Genomic DNA, 25,923 nt, shown 5'->3' with positions numbered 1-25,923 from the left:
AATGAATATCCAAACAGAGCAACATATCATTCGATTAATAGAAAACGACGAATGGATGATGGACGTATTACAATTAGCAAAATCACTAGAATTACCTGATTGGTGGATTTGTGCCGGGTTTGTTCGTTCTAAAATTTGGGATACTTTACATAACTATGAAGCTAAAACGACTATGCCTGATGTTGATGTGATTTATTATGATAGTCTACATAAAGATGAGATATACGAACAATCATTAGAAACGAAATTAATGAATATGGATGCTACTATCCCTTGGTCTGTAAAGAATCAAGCTCGTATGCACGTAGTAAATAATATGCCACCGTATTCTTCTTCTGTTGATGCTATTTCTAAATTTCCTGAAACAGCAACGGCGTTAGGAGTTACATTAGACGAAAAAAACAAAGTTATATTAACAGCTCCGTGCGGCATTGAAGATGTTCTTTCCTTACAAGTGAGACCAACAGCTCATTTTCTGGAATCGAAAGAGCGTATACATATGTACAAAAACAGAGTTATTAAAAAGAACTGGCAAAGTAATTGGCCCAACATTACAATCACATATCCATAAATTAAAAAAGGTGCTTCTCATTTATAGAAGCACCCTTTTCTTCATTTCAAAAAATGTATGACTGTTTCTGCAAACCTATCTGCTTCCTCATAATGAGGTGAATGACCACTTTCTTCAAATACGATATACTTGCCGTTTCGGGCATCTTTATTAAATATTTCAATTTGTTTTTCACACGTTACAACATCATGTTTTCCTACAATTAATAACATTGGATTCTGTACATCTTTTATTTTAGATAATAATGACGTATGACATGCTCCCTCTAATTTTAATCTATCAAAGTGAATTTTGGAACGCTTTGAAAATATTTCCCACTCTTCATCACTATATAAACTCTCATCTGTCTCATCTTCCTTATTATTGTAAATCTCCATTCTTTTTTCTTCTAATTCATCACTTAATCTTATATAAGCTTCTAACAACTCTTCTGAACAAGCATTGCTAGATGAATAAAATAAACACGCTTTTGCTACTTCTTCTTTTCCATACTTTTTTAATAAGTCCGCTGTCTTTTGTAACAAAGCTTTACTTGTTAATGCAAAATCGAAAGTTGGTCCTTCAAATATTATTTTCTCTATTGAACTTGGATATATCGACGCATATAACAACGCTACATATCCACCGAAGGAATGTCCAATTATAGACCACTTTTCAATTTGTAATGATTTTCTTAATTCCTCACAGTCTTCAATCAAATCATGTAATCCAAAAGCTTCGTCTTCAGTAATTTCTTCTGAGCGACAAACACCTCTTTGATCTATCATAATTACATATAAAGAATTTTTTAAACGTTCTGCTTGATGAAATGAAAAATCATAACAACTTTCTCCTGGTCCACCATGCAAGTATAGAACTGGTTTATTTTTAGGATTCCCATGCGTTTCAACGTATAGCTTTTTCCCTCTAATATTTATATATTCCCCTGTTTCTATCAAATTCGCCATAAACATCATCACCTTCTTTTTTTACTGAATATTATAACATTTATTATTAAATAATCCCTATTACATTTAAAAAGACGATGATGATTGCAAGTGGCGCTACAAATCGAAGTAAAAATGCCCAACAAGTAAATACTTTCTTTCCGTAATTTCCACCTACAAAAAACTCTGCTTCTAGCACCTTCTTCTCCATTTTGAATGAAACGAAAATACTAATAAATAGTGCTCCAAGCGGCATTAATATATTACTAGATAAAAAGTCTACCGCATCAAAAATATTCTTTCCGAAAATCGTAATATCACTCCATATTCCAAATGATAAAGCTGATGGTATACCTACTAAGAAAATGCCGAAACCGATCATCCATGATAATTTCGTTCTCTTTTCTTGTTCCCCATTTGCTAATGCTGAAACAACTGTCTCTAGTAAAGAAAATGCCGATGTTAATGTCGCAAATGTAAATAGTGCAAGGAATACTGTTAAGAAAAACCCACCAAATGGAATTTGACTAAATACTGATGGTAATACGATAAAAAGTAATCCAGGCCCTTCTGTTGGCTCCATTCCTAATGAAAATACGGCCGGAAAAATTGCAAGTCCTGCAAATAATGAAACAAATAAATTCAATCCAACAATTGTTATTGCTGATTTTGGTAAACTTTCTTTTTTATTTAAATAGGAACTATACGTGACCATAATCGAGATTCCGATACTAATCGCAAAGAATGATTGACCCATTGCGAACAAAATACTTTCTGAAGTAATCTTTGAAAAATCTGGTTGTAAGAAAAACTTCACACCTTTCATTGCATTATCAAGTGTTAATGAACGAATAATAAGAGCAACAAATAAAACGAACAACGCTGGCAACATATATTTACTTGCTTTTTCAATTCCGTTTTGTACACCTTTTGATACAACCCAAATCGTAATGAACATAAAAGCGAAATGTCCCATAATTGCCCAAACGGGATTTCCAATTGTTTCAGTAAATAATGAACCGTAATTTTGTCCTGGAGTAATAAGTTGTCCCGTTACTCCTCTGAATAAATAAATGAATACCCATCCACCTACAACACTATAAAACGAAAGTAGTATAAAACACGTTCCGACGCCAAGGCGTCCAATCCAGTGCCACCCTGTATTTGCTGCAATACTTTTAAATGCACCAATTGCTTGTTTCTGCGTACTACGTCCAATCATAAATTCAGCTATAAGTAGTGGTAATCCAATTAATACAGTAAATAATATAAAGATTAAAAAGAATGCTCCTCCCCCGCTCTTGCCGGCGATATAAGGAAACTTCCATATTGCGCCAAGTCCAATTGCCGATCCGGCTGCAGCCATTATAAAACCTAATTTCGAAGTCCATTGCTCCGTCTGTTTCATCTCATTTTCCTCCTAATAGAATCATTTTATATAAATAATTAAATTTTATAGACCAATCCGAATAAACCCTCCATTTCTATTTCCATAAAATAAAAAATGGCTCAACGTCTCTATATAAAGAGACGCTAAGCCATTTACTTAACGCGGTACCACCCTTATTGATTCCATTATGAATCCACCTTAGTAGTAATCGTTTGATTACAAACCTAATATCGAAGGTTAACCGTTAAGATTTACTAAGAATGTGATTCCGTTCCACCTTACTGCTCCTAGGCGAGTTCAGGATGTCATTTGACTATGTCACACCAACCCATAGCTCTCTGTACAAATATACGACCTTACTACTCCTATTCAACACATTTAAATATTTAGAATATATTTTCTTTTGAAATTAATATGAAGTATATCGGTTATATTAGTAACTGTCAAGGGACATATTAAATTTTAATGAGAAAATGCGGAATTCCTTCCCCTATTATTAAGGGATAAGCCTTGTACAGTCCCTTGGAAAAGCACTCGCCTCTCGTACGTTTGTTAATTCTAACAATTTGCAAACAACTCTCTCTAAGCCAATTCCAAAACCACCGTGCGGGGGACAACCGTATCGAAATGTATTTAAATACGATTGAAACTTATCGGGATGTAATCCTTTTTCGTTAAACGAAGCGAGTAACATTTCATAATTATGAATTCGCTGTGCCCCTGATGTTATTTCTAATCCTTTATATAGTAAGTCGAACGAATCAGTAATAGATGGATTCTCGTTATTCGGCATCGTATACATCGGTCTCGCTTCTTTCGGATAATGTGTAATGAAAACAAATTCACTCTTATATGTTTCCTTCACATATTTCCCTAGTAACTTCTCACCTTCTGTATCTAAATCCCCAATTGGCGATTCTTTCCGATACTTACTTTTCAAAATTTCTTGCGCTTCTAACAATGTGATTTTCGGTATTTCTGTAATGACAGGTACTTCTATTTGTAATAGTTGTAGTTCTTTCTCACAGTTTTTTGCTACTTGTTGAAACATATATCGTAATACATCCGTTTCTAATTGCATCACTTCATGAAAATCATTTATAAAGCCAATCTCTACGTCTAACGATATATATTCATTTAAATGACGGGAAGAATTGTGATGTTCCGCTCTATATACAGGTGCAATTTCAAAAACACGTTCTAATCCTCCCGCTACCATCATTTGCTTGTAAAACTGTGGTGATTGAGCTAAATACGCTTCTTTTTGGAAGTATGGAAGCTTAAAAACATTTGCTCCTCCTTCTGCCCCTTGCGAAACAATTTTTGGAGTAAATATACGTGTGAAATCGTTCTCTATAAGGAATTCACTAAAGCTCTGGACGAGCGTAGATTTCACTTTAAATATAGCCGCGATTCTCTCATGTCTTAATGATAATACCCGTTCATTTAGTAGTTGATCTAAGCCAACTTGTAACTTCTTTTTATTTATTTCAAATGGAAGTGGTTCTGCGCCATTTAATATTTTCACTTCGTGAGCAAGCACTTCAATCCCTAATTCTGTTTTCGAAGTCTCTACTATTTGGCCTACGACTTGAACAACACTCTCCACATCTACTTTAAATCCAGCTAGCTCGTTTTCTAATACGCATTGCATAACCCCTGATCGATCCCTTATTAATAAAAAACTAACATTACCTAGATGACGAATCTTTTTTACCCATCCTTGAAGTAATACAACCTTTCCGCTTTGCTTCGTACATTCTTTTGTGAGTGAACGCTTCATTATTGACTCCATTATTTTGCCCTCCAATAATTTTATATTTATTTACGTTATTGTTGTCATCGTCATCATCCACGGTCACTCACCTCCCTTCAAAGAATACAAAAATCCGCCCCTATAAATAGGGACGGATTTTTCCGCGGTACCACCCAAATTGTCATAATGACCATCTTAGCCCTGATAACGGTAGGTACCGTTTGCTTTTACTAATTATCACGTTCAAAGCAACACTCACAGGTGTCTTTCCATCATGCGGTATCGCAATCTTCTCAGCAACCGATTGCTCTCTGTAGACCTTTGCATCATGTACTTTTCCTGATCATCACTTTTTATATTTACAGAGTATTCTATCTCTTCGCACTATAAAATGCAAGCACTTTTAAATATATTTTAATTTTTCACATCCACTTTTGTACAATTTCCTCTAAAGCCATTCCGCGTGAACCTTTCAATAAAACAACATCTTTTTTCGTTACTACTTTTAATACTTCCTCTGCTATCTCGGCTTTATTATCAAATGATTGTACTTTTCCTGCATGATAGTTCTTTCTTGCTTCTTCCGCTACAATTTTGGCTAACTCTCCATACGTAAATACATATTGAATGCTCTCCTCATTTAACATTTTACCAATTTCTCTATGATATGTTTCACCTTTCTTCCCTAACTCCAACATATCCCCAATCACTATCATTTTTTTCTTATAGGCATTTAAATTCTGTAACGTTTCAATTGCAGCCTTCATGGAGGAAGGACTGGCATTCCATGCATCGTTAATAATTGTAAAACCTGTTTTAGCGGTTAAAAACTGAAAGCGCATTTGTGTAATATTTATTTGTTGCAATGCTTCTTGTATTTTTTCTGTAGAGACTTTGTAAAATTGCCCTACAGCGATTCCGACAATCGTATTAAAAATATTATGTTCTCCATGTAAGGGAACATCGTACTGTATTTTTGTATGATTTAATTTAAAATGAACACCATATTCATCTAATTGTACGTTCATTGGAAACAAATCATTTGTATACTTTCCACCAAACGACTTACTTTCTATACCTAGCGTATTAATATGTTGAGAAAGTAATGGCTCGTCGCCATTATATAGGAACAGTCCATCGTCATTTAATCCGTCTATAATTTCAAATTTAGCCTTCGCAATCTTTTCTCTTGATCCAAGCGTCTCTAGATGTGACTGTCCAATCATTGTAATAATCGCTACATCTGGCTGTGCGATTCGTGATAAATTTCGAATTTGTCCTTTTTCACTCATTCCCATTTCAAGTATTAAGAACTCAGTATTTCGTTCCATTTCTAAAATTGTTAACGGCAAACCGATTTGACTATTAAAATTACCTTTTGTTTTATGCACTCTATAAGTTGAACTTAAAATGCCTCCTATTATATCTTTTACGGTAGTCTTGCCATTACTACCAGTAATTCCGATCACTTTTACATTTATCTCGCTTCGATAAAATTGTGCCAATTGTTGCAAAGCAAACAAAGTGTCATCTACAAATATAATTGGAATCCCTTTTGGCGGAGTACCGTAAGACTTTTTCCATAAGGAAGCGACAGCTCCATTATCCATTGCTTCTTTCACATACTCATGCCCATCTTTCACCCTAATGATTGGAACAAATACATTTCCTTCTTTCATGTTTTTGGAATCTATGCAGACACCATGCATCTCTATAAGATGAAACGATTCTTGTAATCCTTCTCCATTTACTACCTCTTCAAGTTTTTTCAAATTCATTTGAATCATAGCATCACCTATTTTCCATTTAATTACATATTTACCGTTTGATTTACGCATATTAATAAAAATTTTATAGTGAGGTGTTAATATGAAAAAAGCGATTAGTTTCTTTCTTCTTTTGTTATGCTTAATTGTAGTGAATGAAACGTACGCCTATTCACCAAAATCTTTACCTATCTCTCAAAACTCTGATCAATGGCAAGTGAATATTGATGAACCGAAAAAAGTAAACAAAAAAAAGCTTCAAGCTAAAAAAGATGAATTTCAAACATATCAATTTTCAGTAAAAAATGTTGGAAACAGTGAAGTATATAACGTACAAGTCGAAGTATTCCGCAACGAGCCAAAAACAAAAACGAAATATGAACTCTTCTCCCTAAAGGAAAGTCGTTTAGCAAGTGGAAAAACCGGATTTGAACATGCTAATTTTCCACTTGCTACAAAAGCAGATGAAGTTGATGTAATCATTACATGGCAAGAACACCCTTTCCGCTCCATGAGAAATGGTCAAAAAGTGGAGTCTAGAAAATTTAAAGAGCATTTTGTTTTTAAAGATGAAAAAAAATAAAGTGAAACTTTAATCAGTGGGGGTTTTGTTCATCCCCCACTGATTATTAGTTGAACCAATCGGACTTTTACGGACAGTTGATCCCCCACCTAACTTCTTTGCTTCCGCTGAATTTTGAGGTGGGGGTCTTACTGCCCGTTAAAGCGGGATAAATGGAATGCGAATAAATTCACATTATCATCTATATAGCTTACTTTACTAGTACCAGTTCTAAAGCAAATTAAAAAGTCGTGGCTTATACATGCCACGACTTTTTATATTAATTCGTACTAATTCCTCTCGCTGCCCAAATACGATCGATATCCGCAGCATGTTGTCCGCCATATAAAAGAGCATCCGCTTGCTTAATTGCTTTTGCTCCATCACTGAATTTAGAGTTTGGTGTTAACGACCAGTGCGATTGTAAAATAATTTTCGTTGCTACATCACGACCAAATGCTTGCGCCATCTCATATTGTCCTTGAGCCCAAATTTCTCCATCATCATGTACTTCATTCGTAATATCTTTCGGATACACTTTATTATTATCTAATCGGCGTAAGCACGTCGGATCTGAACTAGAATAAGCAGTCGCATCCCATTCTCCAACACATGCTTTTCCGTAGCCTGTTGTCGATACTGCATCTTCATACGTAGCACCTAAGAAATCACCAAATCCTTCTCCCATCGCTCCACCTTCTGCAGAACTACCGAAGCCAGGAACTTGGTTATCTTGAATTGAATGTCCATATTCATGTGCGATAATACCTGCATCTTCTGCATCATCTACTCCGCCAGTACCAAAGGTTAAAGCTTTCGTTGTCGGAGAATAAAATGAGTTGTCCGCCGTTGTTCCATTCACATTCACTTTAATAGAGCGATTATTAATATTTTTAAAACCTAGACTTTGAATGTAACGTTGTAAAGTATCGATATGATAATACGACATCACATCTTCAAAGCTATCATTTGCACGTGTATAGTTAAATTGTAAGTTTGTAGATTTCGTTTTTGCTTTTGAGGAAATCGTTACATACTCTCCAATTAAAAATCCTGTCCCATCTAAGCCTTTTAACGTAACAGTCTTTAATTGGTTCGTTAATGCTGTTGAATCTGCATCATTGTTATCTTTTAAACCTACTTTACTACCGCTAGATACGACTGGATTAGGTAAAAATACTTTTCCTGATCCTTCTGCTTTACGGTTTATATCAACTTTTTTAATTAACTTTCCATTTTCTGCATCAATAAATGTTTCCCATGCACCAAACGGATTATTAGAATGTACTACAACTTTGTATACTGGACGAGCAATTCCTTCTTCAACAATATATCCAAATTCTTTCTCTGTAGGAGCCCATAAGTTTTGTTCACTTACTTCTCCAACATACGCCATTGATTTCTGTATTGCATCTTTTTCACTAATTTTTGTTGTAACTTCCTTCACACCTTTAACAGATTGATAATCAGAAACAGCAAGTACTCCCTTTCCCTCTCCGTTAAGAGTAACTGTTATTTGTTTTGAAAATACAGGTGCACCATTAACCACTTGTTGGAACCTAACATATGAAGCTACTGACGTTTCTGTTGTAGAAATATATTGTAAGTCTGAAAGGTCTGGCTTTAATCCGTACTGATTGGCATTCCCTTTTAAATATTCAATAGCTTTTTTCTGTGGCGAATAAGCTTCCACCTTTACTTGTTTCCTTGTCTCTACTGCAGAAACAGTAGAAAGCGTTCCCATTACTAATGGCACAGTCATCGCCATTGCCACCATTTTTTTATTAAACATAGAACCACTCCCCCTAATAAAGTAGCTCAACCTTTTCCCATTCCCACTAGGCAATCATTCTTTACAAAATGGATGGATAAAAATTGAATCTACGTTTAATTCTCTATAAACAATTCTATTACCTTTCCATTTAGGGTGAGTGAAAGTTTCTCAATATTTATGTGTAAAGTGAAAACAATACTGTAGAAATATACTTCTACAGTATTGTTTTTGGTAAGATATGTGCTAGAGGTTCTATCGAATGGATTATGCGGAAAATAACCGGATACATTTCCAGCACACAAAAAGGAAGTTGGAATCATTCCAACTTCCTTTTCTTTAATTAGCTGAACTTAATTTAATGCGGACTTTTGTCTCACCTAAAGAAAGTTCATCGTCTTCATTCGTTAAGTGACCAAATGTAAATTGTTTAACGAGTAAGTTTTCTTCCAACAACTCTTTATGATTCGTTAACGTTTGCTGTAGCTCTTCCTCTGTATCAAGAATAACATCCACTCGTAAATTTACTGGTAAATTCAACTGCTTACGATATTCTTGAACGGCGCGAATAAACTCACGTGCTACTCCTTCTTGTAACAATTCTTCCGTTACATTCGTATCTAACATAACTGTATATTGTCCGTTAGTTGTATTAGAGAATCCAGATTTCGCAACTTTCTCTACTAATACATCTTCAGTCGTTACAACTACTTCTTCTCCTGATGCTGCTTCGTAAACCGCTCTTTCTGTAGAGACAAAGTTTTGTACCTCGTCTTGTGATAATTGTTTTAACCAGCCATTTACTGCATTTACATTCTTACCAAACTTCGGTCCTGCCGTTTTAAAGTTCAGCTTTAATTGATATGATGTGTATTTCGTTTCATCGAGTTCAACATGGAACGCCTTCACATTTAACTCATCCATGACGATATCACGATAAGATTCCCAGTCCATATCACTTTCATTATGCTCAAGTAGTACAAGTTCCGCTAACGGCTGTTTTACTTTTAAAGAATGCTGATTACGGTTACTTCTTCCAAGTTCAACAACTTGTAAAACTGCATCCATCTCTGTTTCTAATTTCGGCTGAAGTAGTGATTCATTTACAATTGGATAATCCTCTAAATGAACGCTACTTTCAGTTAAATTCAAATGAATATCTTCAGCGACAAACGGTGTAAACGGTGCGATTAATTTACTAATTGTCACAAGCACTTCGTGAAGTGTCTCATACGCAGCTGCTTTTTCAGCATTCATACCAGATTCCCAGAAACGATTACGTGATCGTCTTACGTACCAGTTACTTACTTCATCTACAAGTGCCGCAATTTCACGAGCCGCATTCGTAAATTGATAATCATCAAGTGCTGTTCTCACTTTTTTCGTTGTACTATGCAATCTTGATAATACCCATTCATCCAATTTCGTCCGCTTTACGTCATATGTTTCATTCGGATTATACTCATCTAAATTTGCATATAAAACGTAGAAGCTATACACATTGACTAACGTATCTACAAATTTAGATTTCGCTTCCAGTACTGTTCTTTCAGAAAAACGTTTCGCATTCCACGGAGCACTATCAACAAGTAGAGCCCATCTTAAAGCATCTGCACCAAACTGATTTACTAAATCAACTGGATCTAGTGCATTCCCTTTACTTTTAGACATTTTCTGTCCTTCTTCGTCTAATACATGCCCTAGTGATAACACTCGTTTATAAGGCACTTTTCCTGTATATAGTGCTGATACTGCTAATAAACTATAAAACCAGCCACGTGTTTGATCAATACCTTCTGCAATTACATCTGCTGGAAACTGTTCTTCAAATAACTCTTTATTTTCAAATGGATAATGATATTGCGCAAATGGCATGGAACCACTATCAAACCAAACATCAATTACTTCTGGTGTACGATTCATCGCACTTCCGCATTTTTCGCAGTTAACTTGCACTTCATCTACATACGGCTTGTGCAATTCTAAATCTTCAGGTGTTTCTTTCGTACTATGCTTTCTTAAATCACCAATGCTTTTCGGTGCGAATTGATGATCGCAACTTTCACATTCCCATACGTTTAATGGTGTTCCCCAATATCTATTTCGGCTAATATTCCAGTCCACCATATTTTCTAAAAACTTACCAAAGCGTCCATGTTTCATATGGTCTGGATACCAAGTAACAGAATCGTTATTTTGTAAAAATGTATCTTTAATTGCAGTTGTTCGGATTAACCAACTCTCTCCTGCATAATAAAGAAGTGGTGAATCACAGCGCCAGCAATGTGGGTAACTATGTTCATACTTTTCTTTATGGTATAGTAAGCCTTCCTTCGCTAAATAACGAACGATATCCACGTCACAATCTTTTACAAATTTCCCTTTCAAAAATGGTACTGCTTCTGTATACTCACCTTTCTCATCTACAACATGCAAAAATGACAACCCTGCACTTTGAACGACTCTATAATCGTCCTCCCCATATGCTGGAGCGATATGAACGAGTCCTGTACCACTATCTGCCGTTACGAAATCTGCTGCGATAACGTGGTAGCCATTTGTAACTTCGTTCCTTGGAAATGGCGGCATATAAGATGTGCTTACTAATTCTTCTCCTTTATGAACAGATAATACTTCATAGTTTTCTTTTAATACATCTCGTACACGTTCTTTCGCAACAATGTATACATGACCTTCTTGTTTCGCTTTCACGTATTCCATATTTGGATGTACAGCGAGCGCGACATTTGCTGGAAGTGTCCAAGGTGTTGTTGTCCAACCTAGGAAGTATTCATTTTCACTATCTTTCACTTTAAACTTAACGGTTGCACTTAAATCTTTTACTGTTTTATACCCTTGTGCAACCTCATGTGAACTTAGTGAAGTTTGACAGCTTGGGCAGTATGGTGAAACTCTATGTCCTTTATACAATAAACCTTTTTCATGAATCGTCCCTAAAATATGCCATACACTTTCGATATATGGATTCTCTAACGTAACGTATGGATCATCCATATCGACCCAATAACCGATGCTTTCAGTGAATTCACGCCACTGCTTCTCATATGTGAATACACTCTCTTTACACTTCTGAATAAAAGGCTCAATTCCATACTCTTCGATTTCATGTTTACCAGAAATACCAAGTTGTTTCTCAACACCTAATTCTACAGGTAAACCGTGTGTATCCCATCCCGCTTTTCTTAACACTTTATAACCAGACATCGTTTTATATCTTGCTACTACATCTTTAATTGTTCGTCCAAGTGCATGACCTACATGCGGTAGTCCGTTCGCCGTTGGTGGTCCTTCATAAAACACAAAAGATTGTGCGCCTTCTCGATTCTGAATTGATTGCTCGAAAATACTTTGCTCGTTCCACTGTTTACGAATACGTGTTTCTCTCCCTACAGCTGACTCTTTTACATCTACTTTCTTCATCTACAATCACTCCTTTTGAATGTTTTAAAGCACACAAAAAACCCGTCCCTATAAAATAGGGACGGGTTTACCCGCGATACCACCCTAATTCTATTAGCTCTTCACTAATAGCACTTAGCAACGTACGATCATACGTGTTCTTTGTAACGGTAGACATCCGTCCGGGCTTACTCTCTTTCAGCCTCGGCTCCTCGGAGATGATTTTCAAATAACGTCTGCACACCGGCTTTCAGCAACATACCGGCTCTCTGGGGAACAGTACACTATTTTACTCTTTCTCGTCTTCAGATTTGTATACTTTGTTAAAAGCTATTTTATGCCATTTGGTAACCAATTGTCAACTAATTCGAAATATATATTTAATTATGCCCTTTTTTCACTATTCTTATACAATTACTTTTCAAATTCTCGCAGTGCTGCTAAATTTTCATCATCCTCGATAAGTTCAGCGAAAAATCCCGACTCATCCTCACGAAGTACAATTTCAAGCTCTTCCTTCGCCTCTTTATTCCTGTTTAACTGTGCTAAATAACAAGCACGATCATATCTTGCTAACAAATCACTCGCATCCATTGTTACTACTTCATTTGTTATTTTTTCTGCCTTTATCGTTTGGCCAGCACCATGATATGAAGATGCTAAAGAAAGAAGAATTGCTGTTCCATTCGGATGATGGATAGAGGCATTTTCTAATACGTGAATTGCCTCTTCAAACCTCTCTTGACTTTGATATATTTCTCCTAAAGCAAGAAACGCTCTACTTACAAACGGTGTTTGCTCCGTTAATTGTAAGGTAATCTTTTCTGCTTTTCTTTCTTCTCCTGCTTTAAAGAATACTTGTGCCTGAAGAAGAAGCGTATCGTAATCATCTGGTAACTCTCGAACCATTTGCTTCGTTAATTCCATAGCATCTCTTAACATACCTTCTTCCTCGCACTCAACGAAAAGATTTACAAGTTGCTTCGCTACATCGTAATCCCATTTACTTTCTAATGATGTTTGCAATACATCTATCGCCTCTTTATACATCGCCACATTCTCGTAAAATAGTGCAAATCGCTGCGCTGCCATACTATTTTTTTGATTCAACTTTAATGAGATTTCATATAAATCAATGATTGTAGTAATAATCGAAATTTCTTTCGCACGGTTTTTCATGCGATAAAAAGCTCTTGTAATTATGGATTTCTTTGGCTGTTCATTTTGTTGACGTTCAATCCATCTTTCCGTCACCGCAGATGCTGCATACATAAATGCCATACTTCTTTCTGCCTTTTTCACTTTTAATATGTGAAGAAAATCTCGTATGTTAGACCATTTCTTATGTTGTTCTATCGCTTTTACATATACATCAAATATACGTTCATTATTTACATCTTTTTGTATAACCTTCATTGCAATTTCAATTGCTTTTGCATTTCTTTTTTTCACTAATACTTTTGCATAATGATATAAAACTTCTGTATGCTCACTATCTAATTGTAGTGCCTCTTCAATCTGTGCTTGTTCTTTATCTATTTCATCCATCGCTCCATACACATATGCAATCGCATCTAATCGCCATATTTCAGGTACTTCGTTCGCTAATTGTTCTAGCTCAGTCAGCAATTCTTCCTGAAGATTCATTTCTACTGAAAGTTGTGCCAAATATTCCATATTAATATGCAACGGCTCTTCTTTCATCGCCTGAACCATATGACTTTGTTCTTTAGAACGATTTTCTTCTTTTTCGTATATTTCTGCAAGCTGTAAATGTACACCAATGAAATTCCCATCAAGCTCTAAACATCTTTCATACGCTTGTTTTGCTTCCGTTAATTGTCCTAATGCCATAAGTGTTTCACCAATTTGGTAATACGGTAATGCCGTTTCCTTTTGTTCTATCGCCTTATTATATCTTTTCATCGCTTGGCCATACTGTCCGATAGATTCATATAAAATACCTGTATAACAGCCATATTCACTTACGTCATTTCTTTCTTTTTGTAACGTTCTTAAGAATGCTATTCCTCGTTGTACAAATACGGTTCCTTTCATTCGATTCACATATTCATCTAACGCACTTGCTACATTATATTCGCTCTGCTTTATACCACTCTCTAACTTAGACAATGCTACTTTAAACCCTTCTTCACTTCCACCAAGTTCAACTTCAGCATCCCATAAAACCATTCCCGCATTCATAAGAAAATCTTGGCTCTTTTCAATTTGTTTTTCAATACCGAGAATATATTCTTTTGCTTCCTTATATTGTTCTCTTGCCATATAAACTTGCGTAAGTCCGAAGTGAGAATAAACATCATCATGATTTTCTTCTAAAGCACGAGTATACAACGATTCTGCTTCTTCCAGGCTATCATTTTGAAAATGATAGTCACCCAGTTTTACATATAGAGGTGCCTTATCATCACAATTCTCAATACCTTTTAATAAAATTTCTTTCGTACTTTCCTCATCCTTCAAATCAGATTCGTATATTTCCGAAAGTTTCGTATAAATGTAAGGTGCATTACTATCCAAATGAATCGCTATTTTAAGCCCTTTTATCGCTAAATGTAATTTCCCTAATTGATGTGCACATCTCGCTCGCTCATACCATACATGTGCTTCATTTTTATATTCTTTTAACAAATCATTAAAGATTTCATACGCTTCTTCATATCTTTCTAAATCTATTAATATTAACCCGTGATTCGTTAAAGTAAATCTTTCTGGACTACGTTCTAAAGCAACTTGAGAAAACTGCAATGCCTTATCAGATTGATCGATATACATATAGGATAACGCAAGGAAACTCCAAGCAATCGGCTGATCTGCGTCTAATTGTAACGAGGAACGAAAACTTGAAATTGCTTCTAAATAACTTTCCTGCTCAAAAGCATACCTTCCGTTTATGAAATGATATAAGGCACGACTATTTTTCTTCTCAACACTCGCAAGCATGTGCCCAGCTTTTTCTAACTCTTCCAGGCGAATAAAGCACTGTGCACCATGTAATTTAACAAAATCTGAGTTAGGAAATTTCTCCATTAACTTTTCTATACAATATAAAATAAATTCTTTATCTACTTCAACATCTAAATGCTTAACCGTATATAACCACGTATTCGGATTATCACTTGTCTCTTTTAAAAACTGTACTAACTTATGAATCCCCTCTTTATCTTGTTCATCTAAATGATCCGTTAAAGAAAAAATTGATTTGAAATAAGTATTTTCTTCTTCATTTAAAAATGATAGTTGTTCCTTCTTTTCTTTTGGAACAAACGTAATCGCTAAACAACCTGTATAACGATATTTTTCTTGTAACTTACTATATTCCACAATAACTGGCTCTATAAAGTTCGGATCTTGAACATAAAAGGCCTGCAATGTATCATCATATCCAGATAGTACTTGTACATGTGAAGCATGCTCAATATCTATACTTAATAAAACAGGAATTCCTTCATCAATCAGTCTCTTATAATTCTCTTCATTACCTTTAAAATAACGATATTCATAACCTAATTCTTCTAAATAAGAAACAGTATCTGAAAACTTCGATCCTGTCATATCAAAAATAAACTCTGCTATTTCATCTTGTGTACGTTTTTCTCCCCAAATTTGCAACATCATTTCTAAACTTGTTGGTACGCAATAATTATCCTTTTGTACAATTGGAACGATTGGTAAGTGAACCTTTTTTCCATTTGGATTTTTTGCTAAATTATGATATAAAGACCCTTTTAAACTTTTTTCTTCTTGTAATAACTGTTGTAAATCTATAAGTTTATTCATTTTGTACAGTGCTTCTGCTCGTAAATGTACGAAATAAGCTTTATACGCATGATAAGGAAGCTGTTTATTTATGTTATCTATTACCGCTAACATTTCTTCATACTTTCCTAAATCTAATAAATATTTTACCTTTTCAAAATGAAAATATGGTACTTGCGGGAACTTTACAATCGCATCATCAATTAACTGTAATGCACGTTTTTGTTCTCCTTTATTCGCATATAACTGTGATAATAAATAGGTAGATAACTCTTCACAATCTTTATGCTGCATACCAACTATAAATTGTTCTTCTGCTTTCTCCCATTCACCTGTATGCATATAGACGTAGCCCCATTTATCAAATACAGCACGTTCACTGTACTCTTCTGCCTTTTTCATATAAAAAAGGGCTTCTTCATTTCGTTTCATTTCCAACAAACATCGTACTAATGTAAAATATGTTTTCGCTAAAAGATCAACGTCCATCTCTTCTTTATTTACCTCTTCTAATGAGTCTTTTAGCAACTGTTCTGCTTCAAGAATTTTCCGCTCATCAATTAACTCATCACAATATAAAGAGAGCGTTCTCATATTTGGGAATTTTTTATAAGCGTAGCGAATGAGGAATGAACTGTATTGGTGCATAAGCCCTTCATCAGTAAGGCGAATTAATATATCAAACTCCTTATGTGAAGGAATATTAGCAAGCCAATTCTTCACATAAGATAAAGTATTCTTTTCTTTTATATATGAAATTTCATTATTTATTTCCTGTAATCCCTCTATAAATCTCTTGTCTTTCAAACAAGCATCTAACTGCTTAAAATCTAGCATGTATTCACCTCGAATATTTATTTATACTGCTACTTGCTTAGATTTTACACATCATATTGTATGTATTCAACTAAAATCTCCTATAATGGATAGTATTATTTAATATTATTCAAATTTATAACAAAATATAGTAAAAATGATTGTTTTCCTCTGTATTTTGTTTGATTATATGGAATAACGTAACATGTGGATCTTATTTTTATATAGCTGTAATCAGTACATGAAATTATATCGGCGATAATTCAAATATATCAGCGATTCTTAAAATATATCGGCGATTTTCTAGATATATCAGCGATTATACGGTGAATATCGACTTATCGACAAAAAATACATACTTCGACACACAGCTATCTTTCAACATTCTACGTCACCAAATGTAATTTTCATATTCGGAGCATATACTAAAGAAGAATATAGATGAAATGCTTTAAAAAATCGTAGTTCAGCTTCATATTGAGCTAGCGCATCATCATATGTTAATCCTCTGTCTATTAAACGTCCTATAAATTGCTGATTATCACCTGGATTCCCCGCAATCCCCTCTTCCTTTAATGAATGATACAACTTCGCTTTACCATTATGGGGCATATTAGAATCTAAAAAGTTCACTTTATCGCTTACTCTACATTCAATATTTTTCACGCCTAATTCACTTAAATATATCGGTATTTTCATGCCTATATTTCCATCTTTTCCGTTTCTCTGTGTGTCACTTTCAAATAACTTCTGCAAAGTGCCTAACCTAATAATTTCCGATTGATTCTCCCCATCTAAAAAGTATGAAGACATATTTGATATCCAATGTGGTTCAAAACAGATTATTTTTCCACCCTTTTTAACTGAATGCATCATTTTTTGTAGCATCGTTTTTGGTGAACTCATATGTAATAAGAAGGCATGACAGATTGCTATATCATATGTATCGTTCAATTCAATTTCTGTAGCATCTCCTTCAAGAAATTGTGTCTCATATGGAAGTAAACGAAACAACTCTCTCGCTTCAGCAAGTAATGTTTCTCCACTATCAACGCCTGTATACTTTGAACCTATTGGAAGTAATGGCATTAATACTAAGCCTAAATAACCATATCCACAACCGAAATCAACAATATGTACTGGCTTAGTAATCTTCCAAACTGTATTTACTAAAAAGCTTACATAATCGTCGTTGTAATATAGATCTCTCGTATTCTTTAAATACGCTAGTTTACTGTTCCAATCGTACGTTTCCAAGTTTAACGCCTCCTTTAATATACACCTATTACAATTCTCCATTTAACAAAAACATTCCTACGCTTTAAACAATCCTTCAAATATAGTTTTGATAATGTGAAAATACTGCTTACACCGTTCCTATACAAAATAAAAAAGGCATACATATCTGTAATGATACATACACCTTTTTATGTTACATCTCCTCAGGTGCCTCCACCCCAAGTAAACGTAACCCCTCTTTTAATACAACCGTCACAGCATACACTAACGCCAGTCTACTGTCTTTCTCTTCACTCTCTTCTAATATACGCACATTCCCGTAGTATTTATTAAACGATTGTGCTACATCTAATACGTATTTCGAAATAACCGATGGTTCATTTTTGTTGAAGGCTATTTCAATTACTTGTGGGAATTTATTAAGTAATTTTACAACGCTCCAGCTATGATCATCTTTTAATGCAAACGTACACGTTTCAAATTCTACGCTTTCTTTTCTTAAAATAGAGCAAGCACGTGCATGTGTGTATTGTACATATGGACCTGTTTCCCCTTCAAATTTCAGCATATTTTCTAATGAGAATTCAATATTATGCATACGCTCATTTTTTAAATCGTGGAAGATAACTGCGCCAGCGCCGACTTGCTTTGCTACTTCTTCTTTTTGTTTTAAGTTTGGATTTTTCTCTTCAATATTTTGTTTTGCAAGTTCGATTGCTTCCTCAAGTACTTCTTCTAGTAAAATAACTCTTCCTTTACGTGTCGACATTTTCTTACCATCTTTTAAAATGAAACCAAACGGTACATGTTCCATGCCATCAACCCAATTGTAGCCGAGCTTTTTTAATACAGTGAAGAATTGATTGAAGTGTAAACTTTGTTCTGGGCCAACTACGTATAACGCTTTATCAAAACCAAATGTGTTTTGACGATATAGAGCTGCCGTTAAGTCACGCGTTGCGTAAATCGTCGCACCATCTGATTTTCTAATTAAGCAAGGCGGCATGCCCTCTTCTTCTAAATTAACGATTAATGCACCTTCTGACTCTTCAAGTAAATCATGTTCCTCTAAAATCCCAATAAAGTCTTCCATTAAATTATTATAAAAAGCTTCTCCTTGAAAATTAGTAAATTCCACACCGAGAAGTTCATAAATACGAGAAAATTCTTTTAAGGATTCGTGGCGGAACCAATTCCAAAGCTCAACTGCTTCTTCATCACCTTCTTCTAATTTCTTAAACCAAGCGCGTCCTTCTTCTGCTAATTCTTCGTCGTCTTTTACCTCTTCATGGAATTGAACATATAACTTAAATAGTTCACGTATTGGATCCTCTTTCACTACTGCTTCATTTCCCCATTTTTTATAAGCGGTAATTAACTTTCCAAACTGTGTTCCCCAGTCTCCAATATAATTAATCCCTACAACTTCATACCCACATTTTTCAGCGATATGTTTCAATGAATTTCCAATCATTGTAGAACGTAAATGCCCCATTGAAAAAGGTTTCGCGATATTAGGAGAGGAATAATCGATAACGACCGTTTTTTCATATCCAAAATGATTTTTACCGTACTCTTCTTTCTCCGCTAAAATCGTTTTTAATACTGTATCACTTACAGTTTCACGATTAAAAAATACATTTACATAAGGACCAACGGCTTCTACTTTCGTAAAAAATGGATCGCTTAATTTCTGTGCAACTTCCTTTGCAATAATAGCCGGTGCTTTTTTATATTGCTTCGCTAATGAAAAGCATGGGAACGCTGCATCTCCAAATTCATCTTGTTTCGGTGATTCAATTAAATCTAAAATTTGTTTTTGCGTTAATTCATTCGTGAAAATATTAGATAAACTTTCCGCAAAATGCATTTTATAATCCATAATTTAACCTCCTTATTTTTTAAAACACAAAAAACTCGTCTCTAAAAAAGAGACGAGTTTGAACCCGTGGTACCACCCTTGTTGTTCGTTACGAACCACTTTCCCGTTTATAACGAGGACAGGGGGCCTCGGCTTACTCTACTATTCGTTCAAGAAGCATCTCCAAAGTGCGCTTCATCTTTTTCTTCCGTACTAGGCTCACACCCTCCCTAGCTCGCTTTCCTTCTAAAAAAGACTACTCTCTTCATCACAGACATTATATTTAATTAATTATTGCTTATTATACATCTTTTCAAACAATTAGCAAGGGTCAATTACACCAAAGTGAAACTTAGCACTTTTTCTTTTGTATACGTGAAAATTGTGTTTTTCAAATCTAGAACTACGGAAATGATCTTTCAGAACGACACGTTTTTTCGCCACACGCTTCGCTTCCGCAATTGTTTCGTCGGTAATATCATGATACAAAGCGAAGTGTTTTAATCCTTTAATTCCATCTGATTCTATAACAGTTTCTTCAAACATCGGATCGAGATAAACGACGTCATAGCTATTATCTCCACATTGTTTTAAAAATGCGAAGTGTTCCGTTTGCTTTACATCAATTCGTTGCATTGCTTCATCAATTTCAGAAACGGATGAAGACCATGTTTTCAAACCATTTTCCATAATATAAGCCATATACTCATTGCCTTCAAGTCCTGTTACTTTTCCGCTTTCCCCAACAATATAACTCGCTACAATACTATCTGATGCCATCCCGAGCGTACAATCTAACACTGTCAATCCTCTCTCTAATTGCGTGGCTTGTACAAACGGATCGTGTTCTCCGCGCATTAACCTTTTCACACGAAACATCGCTGAGTTCGGATGAAAGAAAAACGATTCTTCCGTACCTTTTGGATAAATAGCTAATCGGTTCTTCCCTACGACAAGTACATCTTGTTCATACTGTTCATGCAGCTTATGTACTGGTATGTCATTACGTTTAACGAAAGAAGCATTTAATTCTGCTGCTACCCTGTTTGCATAAGCTGTCATTTCTTTGTTCGTTCTTCCTGCTGTTGTTACTATCATTGTTTCACCTCTATATAAAGAAAAGAGGGAGATTTACTCTCCCCCTTCTTTAGCAATTCTTTTCGAAAGCTTGTTCTAAATTCGTAATAATTTCGTCCATAGTTGCACCTTCAATTTCATGACGGTGAATGAAGTGAACAACTTCTTTTCCTTTTAATAATGCCATAGATGGTGAAGATGGAGGAATTTCTCCGAAGTATTCACGCATTTTTGCAGTAGCATCTTTATCTTGACCTGCGAATACAGTTACAAGATGATCAGGTTGTTTTTCAGCACGAACAACCGCTTGACCTGCTGATGGACGTGCTAAACCAGCTGCACAACCACAAACAGAGTTTACAACTACTAAAGTTGTACCTGATGTATTTTCCATAAATTCTGTTACAGCTTCTTCTGTAGTTAACTCTTCAAACCCAGAACGCACTAACTCTTGGCGCATTGGGATTACCATTTGGCGCATGTATTCTTCATAAGCATTTGACATCTTGTAATCTCTCCTTCAACTTTCATTCCAAATTCATCATATCACGCTCTATTAATAGGTGCAAAAGAAAGATAACGATGATTTCATTTTTTTGTAGGGATTTCACAAATCCCTTCGCGGCAATGTCCAACTGGGACAAGTTTTCTATTGTTAGCGATATAATCGTATACTTTACTTCCAAAACCAAGTACGATAGATAGCTTTATAAAAGGTACGGCAAACCAATAAGATGGAACGGCCTTTGCTAATACATATATGCTATGAATGCCGTCATACCACTTATTATTTTTTAAAATATACAATCTTTGTTCCATCTTACTTTGTAGTTCTTGAGAAAGTTCATACTTCTCAACTACATCTTCATCTCGAAATGAAAAAAATTTCACCTTACCCTTTTTATCTAATTTTTTCGTACGTTCTGCAACCGCCGTACACATCGGACACCAACTATCATAGAAAACAATCATACATTATTCCCCTTTACGAGACTCCGTCATTTGTTTCCATACAGAACCTTTTGCTTCTTCTCCGCCTTCAATACGCTCTAACGCTAGACGTGCTTGCATTGCTACTTCAAACTCTGGATCATCTTGCGCTGCTTTTAATGCTGGAATCGCACTTTCGTCTCCTAGTTCAAATAAGAACATCGCTGCACGCCATCGTACTAATTTACTTGGATCTTTCAGAGATTTAATCATAACGAACATCGCTGCTGGGTCACCTACGTCTGATAAGCAATCACCTGCTGTACGACGAACACTTACAGAGCGATCTAATAAGGCTTTATATAATAACGGTAATACTTCATTACCTTTTACCATACCTAAATATGCTGTTGCTAAACGGCGAATCGAAACTTTTTCATCATCTAACGCCATCTTCAACACTGGAATATCTTCTTCAGTAGGATCCATTTGTTCTAAAGCTGCAAAACGTTTTTTCCAGTCAGCATCTTTCATCATCTCTTCTGTTACTTTATATGGCTCACGCTTTTGAATCGTTACTTCAACAGCACCTGCCTGATTTAATAATTCTTTAACCGTTTCATTTACACGTTCTTCCGGATAAGCAGCAACAATCTCTTCTACTACTTCTTTCCCGATTTCTTCAAAATTACCGTAACGTGTACTTTGTTCCACCCATTTACGTTCTTTTACAACGTTTGGTGCAGACATTTGCACTTTCATAATTGATTCTTTAAAACGGTCAGGTAAACCAACACGTTCTTCCGTCGTTCCATCTGTTAACTTTACTTGCATTGGAATTGTAAAGAACATTTGAACAAACACTTTCACTTCCCCAAAATGAGCAAGTTGTTGTTCTTCACTTTCTTCCACTACTTCTTCGCCAAAAACAGCACGAACTTGCTGTAATAAAACTTTCCAGTCATACTTTGCATTTCGCTCCACTGCTAAAAAGTCGGCTACATGATATACACCTTTAATGCCTTCAATTTTCAAAATTTCTTGCACTTGCATTGGTGCTTGTTCTTTATTTTCATTTGTATAATTATTACGTGCTCCTGATGGTAATACTTCATTCAAAATAACTTTCATTGTATTTGGACTTGGCGTCGGTTCAATTGCTTTAATCTTCACGTAAAAAACTCTCCTTTATTGCATGTTCTTAGCTGTATTGTAACATGTTATCACGCTATACTCCTACTCGAATGCTTAATTTTACTATTTACCTTTCTACATTGCTGGAAAGTTTCATTCATTCTATTTTCACCTAATCATTCCATAACTATAGTTAAAAGTATAATTGACAATTACATAAAAAGGGATTAACCTTAACTCATAAAATGACCGTGGTCATTTTATGAGTTAAGTCATTCAAAGGTGGAGTGATAACAAATGAACAATGTCATAATTATTGGTGGCGGTATTGCTGGACTTTGCGCAGCAATTTCCTTACAAAAAATAGGAATAGAAGTAAAAGTATATGATAAAAACAATGAGCCTACTGTTGCTGGTGCGGGTATTATCATTGCTCCAAATGCAATGCAAGCACTTGAGCCATACGGAATTTCTGAGAGAATAAAAAAATTCGGCAATGAAAGTAACGGCTTTAAACTTGTATCCGAAAAAGGAACGATTTTCAATAAATTGATTATCCCAGCTTGTTATCCTAAAATGTACTCTATTCATAGAAAAGATTTACATCAATTGCTACTTTCTGAACTACAAGAAGATACTGTCGAATGGGGAAAAGAATGTGTAAAAATAGAACGAAATGAGGAAGACGCCTTAAAAATAGTATTTCAAGATGGTAGTGAAGCATTTGGCAATATACTGATTGCTGCCGATGGTATTCATTCTGTCGTTCGAAAACAAGTAACACAAAGGGATAATTATCGTTATGCAGGATATACGTGTTGGCGTGGCATAACTCCTACTAATAATCTTTCTTTAACAAATGACTTTATTGAAACTTGGGGAACGAACGGTAGATTTGGTATCGTCCCTCTTCCCAACAACGAAGTATACTGGTATGCGCTCATAAACGCGAAAGCTAGAGATCCAAAATACAAAGCTTACACAACAGCAGATTTATATAATCATTTCAAATCTTACCACAATCCCATACCATCTATTTTGCATAATGCATCGGACGTTCATATGATTCATCGTGATATTGTAGACATTATGCCAATGAATCAGTTTTTTGAAAAACGCATCGTTTTTATTGGGGATGCTGCCCATGCACTTACTCCGAATTTAGGCCAAGGTGCTTGCCAAGCAATTGAAGATGCGATTATTTTGGCTGAATGCATCAAAAATAATGCCCATTATCGTCAAGCATTTATAGAATACGAACAAAAAAGACGGGATAGAATTGAAAAAATCTCAAACACTGCGTGGACAGTTGGAAAAATGGCGCAAATAGAAAGTAAACCTTTAACTATAGTAAGAAATGAAGTAATGAAACGTATTCCAAAATGGATTTCTGAAAGGCAAGCACATGAACTATACAACTTTCATTTATAATAAAAATAAGAAACAGCATTCTCTATCCTTCTTTCGATTACATTAAACTTAATCATGAAGTAAGATTTCATTTGAGATTATCTATTAAACAGATATAATTGTTTGTGTTAGGAGTAGATTATATGCTGAGAGAAACGAGAAAAAAAGAATTAAAAGAACTTATATTCCTAAAAGCAGTACAACTCTTCCAAGAACGCGGGTACGAAAATGTAACGGTTCAAGATATTACTACTGCATGTGGGATAGCGAAGGGCACTTTCTTCAACTACTTTCCGAAAAAGGAAAACATATTATTATTTTTAGGTGATTCTCAAATTGAGCTATGGAATGAAAGTTTAAAAACTTACGAAAATGTGGAACATCCAAAAGAAAGAATCAAACTTGTTTTAGGCGATTTACTGGATCGATTTACTGGACATGGTGATTTAATGAAGCATGCCGTCTTTGAGATTATAAAGTCAAACTACTTAGTAGAAAATGAATTAAAAAGTATACAACAGCTACAAGAAGGTTTGTCTTCAATTATTACAGAAGCGAAAGAGGCAGGAAAATTAAACAGTCAATGGGATATACATATTATCACTTCTACTGTTATGAGCACTTATTTTTATACACTAATGTCGCATTCGCTACTACATGGAAATGAAATCAATGCGAAAAATATTCTCAATCAACAATTAGATGTTGTTTGGGAAGGTATTAATCAAAAGTGATAGAGGGCTATGTTACTAGACCCTCTTATTACGATGCCCCCTCCCGCCTTCTCTCCAAAAAGGTTATACTCTCAATCACAACTTCAGTTCTATATATTCTCTTGCCTTGTTCATCATCGTAATTACTCGTCTGAATACGCCCTGTAATCCCAACAAGTGAGCCCTTCTTACAATATTCAGTTACATTCTCAGCCGATTTTCGCCATACGACACAATTAATAAAGTCTACTTGTTGTTCACCTAAACTATTTCGAAATCCTCTATTCACCGCAACACATGCTCGTGCATACGCGACGCCTTGCTTTGTGTAGTATAATTCTGGCTCCTTTGTCAATCTACCGATTAATACAACTCGATTCATCATAAGTTATACCACCTCACATATTTTTCTTCATTGTAAATAAAAATGTATGAAGGGTAAAAAGCGTAAAATAATATATTTTAAAGTAAAAAAGATTATTTTTTATGCTATAAAAGAAAAAAAGAAACCTCACATATTTTAAACATGTAAGGTTTCAAAATTTATACTTCACTGCATGAAATGTAATATCCTCCACGGGCCATCTTTATTTCCGCACGATACAATACTTCTTCTAAGTAAAAAGTTATCGGTTTTACTTTACTCTCAAATTTAAGTTGTTCATTACATTCAGCCGCATAACTTTCAATAGCTGAAGTAATAACTTCTCCCGATGGATACGTTAAAGCATCATCTAGTTCTATGAAAAAACTTTTAGAAAATAGTTTTTTCATAATCCCTTTCTTCTCTTTCATCATATT

19 protein-coding genes and 4 other annotated features are annotated in these 25,923 nt (G+C 35.0%); of the genes, 4 read left to right on the top strand and 15 right to left on the bottom strand.

Going from position 1 to position 25,923, the window contains the following annotated elements:
* Nucleotide 1: 1 nt before the first annotated feature.
* Nucleotides 2-571 carry a nucleotidyltransferase family protein gene (locus tag MR147_RS03145; protein WP_074607826.1) on the top strand — a complete coding sequence of 190 codons (570 nt, stop codon included), beginning with the start codon at nt 2-4 and terminating at the stop codon, nt 569-571.
* Nucleotides 572-612: 41 nt separating this feature from the next.
* On the opposite strand, the gene MR147_RS03140 is transcribed toward MR147_RS03145, so the two are convergent.
* The 4 genes from MR147_RS03140 to MR147_RS03125 form a co-directional block, all read right to left on the bottom strand.
* Complete coding sequence (locus MR147_RS03140) at nt 613-1,518, bottom strand: alpha/beta fold hydrolase (protein ID WP_074607827.1); 906 nt, start codon at nt 1,516-1,518, stop codon at nt 613-615.
* A 46-nt stretch (nt 1,519-1,564) separates the two neighbouring features.
* Nucleotides 1,565-2,905 carry a sodium-dependent transporter gene (locus MR147_RS03135; RefSeq protein ID WP_242303639.1) on the bottom strand — a complete coding sequence of 447 codons (1,341 nt, stop codon included), beginning with the start codon at nt 2,903-2,905 and terminating at the stop codon, nt 1,565-1,567.
* 115 nt (nt 2,906-3,020) lie between these two features.
* Nucleotides 3,021-3,269, bottom strand: a binding site (T-box leader).
* 114 nt (nt 3,270-3,383) lie between these two features.
* A complete protein-coding gene (gene aspS, locus MR147_RS03130) occupies nt 3,384-4,682 on the bottom strand; it encodes an aspartate--tRNA(Asn) ligase (protein ID WP_242303638.1) in 1,299 nt (432 codons plus the stop codon).
* Between the two features lie 105 nt (nt 4,683-4,787).
* Nucleotides 4,788-4,999: a binding site (T-box leader), on the bottom strand.
* A 66-nt stretch (nt 5,000-5,065) separates the two neighbouring features.
* On the bottom strand, nt 5,066-6,430 hold the full coding sequence (locus tag MR147_RS03125; protein WP_242303637.1) for a UDP-N-acetylmuramoyl-tripeptide--D-alanyl-D-alanine ligase: 1,365 nt from the start codon (nt 6,428-6,430) through the stop codon (nt 5,066-5,068).
* 82 nt (nt 6,431-6,512) lie between these two features.
* Here MR147_RS03125 and MR147_RS03120 point away from each other — a divergent pair, with 82 nt between their 5' ends.
* Entirely contained in the window at nt 6,513-6,992 is a 480-nt protein-coding gene (locus MR147_RS03120; protein ID WP_074607833.1) for a cupin domain-containing protein, read from the top strand.
* A gap of 259 nt (nt 6,993-7,251) precedes the next feature.
* Here MR147_RS03120 and MR147_RS03115 read toward each other — a convergent pair whose 3' ends face one another.
* From MR147_RS03115 to MR147_RS03075, 9 genes are all read right to left on the bottom strand, one after another.
* A complete protein-coding gene (locus MR147_RS03115; protein WP_242303636.1) occupies nt 7,252-8,763 on the bottom strand; it encodes a M36 family metallopeptidase in 1,512 nt (503 codons plus the stop codon).
* A gap of 318 nt (nt 8,764-9,081) precedes the next feature.
* Entirely contained in the window at nt 9,082-12,183 is a 3,102-nt protein-coding gene (gene ileS / locus MR147_RS03110) for an isoleucine--tRNA ligase (protein ID WP_242303635.1), read from the bottom strand.
* A gap of 54 nt (nt 12,184-12,237) precedes the next feature.
* Nucleotides 12,238-12,477, bottom strand: a binding site (T-box leader).
* Nucleotides 12,478-12,576: 99 nt separating this feature from the next.
* Nucleotides 12,577-16,779, bottom strand: coding sequence for a bacteriocin-processing peptidase family protein (locus tag MR147_RS03105; protein WP_242303634.1), 4,203 nt, complete (start codon nt 16,777-16,779; stop codon nt 12,577-12,579).
* 357 nt (nt 16,780-17,136) lie between these two features.
* Nucleotides 17,137-18,015, bottom strand: coding sequence for a class I SAM-dependent methyltransferase (locus MR147_RS03100; RefSeq protein WP_242303633.1), 879 nt, complete (start codon nt 18,013-18,015; stop codon nt 17,137-17,139).
* Between the two features lie 175 nt (nt 18,016-18,190).
* The gene (gene argS, locus MR147_RS03095) at nt 18,191-19,879 is read right to left on the bottom strand and encodes an arginine--tRNA ligase (protein ID WP_242303632.1); all 1,689 of its coding nucleotides are present in this window, start codon (nt 19,877-19,879) and stop codon (nt 18,191-18,193) included.
* A 45-nt stretch (nt 19,880-19,924) separates the two neighbouring features.
* Nucleotides 19,925-20,139, bottom strand: a binding site (T-box leader).
* Nucleotides 20,140-20,179: 40 nt separating this feature from the next.
* Nucleotides 20,180-20,956 carry a class I SAM-dependent methyltransferase gene (locus tag MR147_RS03090; protein WP_242303631.1) on the bottom strand — a complete coding sequence of 259 codons (777 nt, stop codon included), beginning with the start codon at nt 20,954-20,956 and terminating at the stop codon, nt 20,180-20,182.
* Between the two features lie 49 nt (nt 20,957-21,005).
* On the bottom strand, nt 21,006-21,440 hold the full coding sequence (locus MR147_RS03085) for a BrxA/BrxB family bacilliredoxin (RefSeq protein WP_000063706.1): 435 nt from the start codon (nt 21,438-21,440) through the stop codon (nt 21,006-21,008).
* A gap of 83 nt (nt 21,441-21,523) precedes the next feature.
* Nucleotides 21,524-21,907: a thiol-disulfide oxidoreductase DCC family protein gene (locus MR147_RS03080; protein WP_076873648.1), complete on the bottom strand. Its 384-nt coding sequence runs from the start codon at nt 21,905-21,907 to the stop codon at nt 21,524-21,526.
* Nucleotides 21,908-21,910: 3 nt separating this feature from the next.
* Nucleotides 21,911-23,038, bottom strand: a complete 1,128-nt coding sequence (locus tag MR147_RS03075; RefSeq protein WP_242303630.1) for a conserved virulence factor C family protein — start codon at nt 23,036-23,038, stop codon at nt 21,911-21,913.
* 258 nt (nt 23,039-23,296) lie between these two features.
* Here MR147_RS03075 and MR147_RS03070 point away from each other — a divergent pair, with 258 nt between their 5' ends.
* Together MR147_RS03070 and MR147_RS03065 are read left to right on the top strand one after the other, a co-directional pair.
* Nucleotides 23,297-24,430: an FAD-dependent monooxygenase gene (locus tag MR147_RS03070; RefSeq protein ID WP_074606076.1), complete on the top strand. Its 1,134-nt coding sequence runs from the start codon at nt 23,297-23,299 to the stop codon at nt 24,428-24,430.
* A 122-nt stretch (nt 24,431-24,552) separates the two neighbouring features.
* Nucleotides 24,553-25,143: a TetR/AcrR family transcriptional regulator gene (locus tag MR147_RS03065; protein ID WP_000943171.1), complete on the top strand. Its 591-nt coding sequence runs from the start codon at nt 24,553-24,555 to the stop codon at nt 25,141-25,143.
* A gap of 28 nt (nt 25,144-25,171) precedes the next feature.
* On the opposite strand, the gene MR147_RS03060 is transcribed toward MR147_RS03065, so the two are convergent.
* Nucleotides 25,172-25,507 (bottom strand): single-stranded DNA-binding protein, encoded by a 336-nt coding sequence (locus tag MR147_RS03060; protein WP_000982010.1) that lies wholly within the window; start codon nt 25,505-25,507, stop codon nt 25,172-25,174.
* A 158-nt stretch (nt 25,508-25,665) separates the two neighbouring features.
* Entirely contained in the window at nt 25,666-25,920 is a 255-nt protein-coding gene (locus MR147_RS03055; protein ID WP_000975123.1) for a DUF4318 domain-containing protein, read from the bottom strand.
* Nucleotides 25,921-25,923: the final 3 nt, after the last annotated feature.

Source organism: Bacillus cereus group sp. BfR-BA-01350 (assembly GCF_022663775.1).
GTDB classification, from domain to species: domain Bacteria; phylum Bacillota; class Bacilli; order Bacillales; family Bacillaceae_G; genus Bacillus_A; species Bacillus_A paranthracis.
This window is presented reverse-complemented; position numbering and strand designations above follow the sequence as displayed.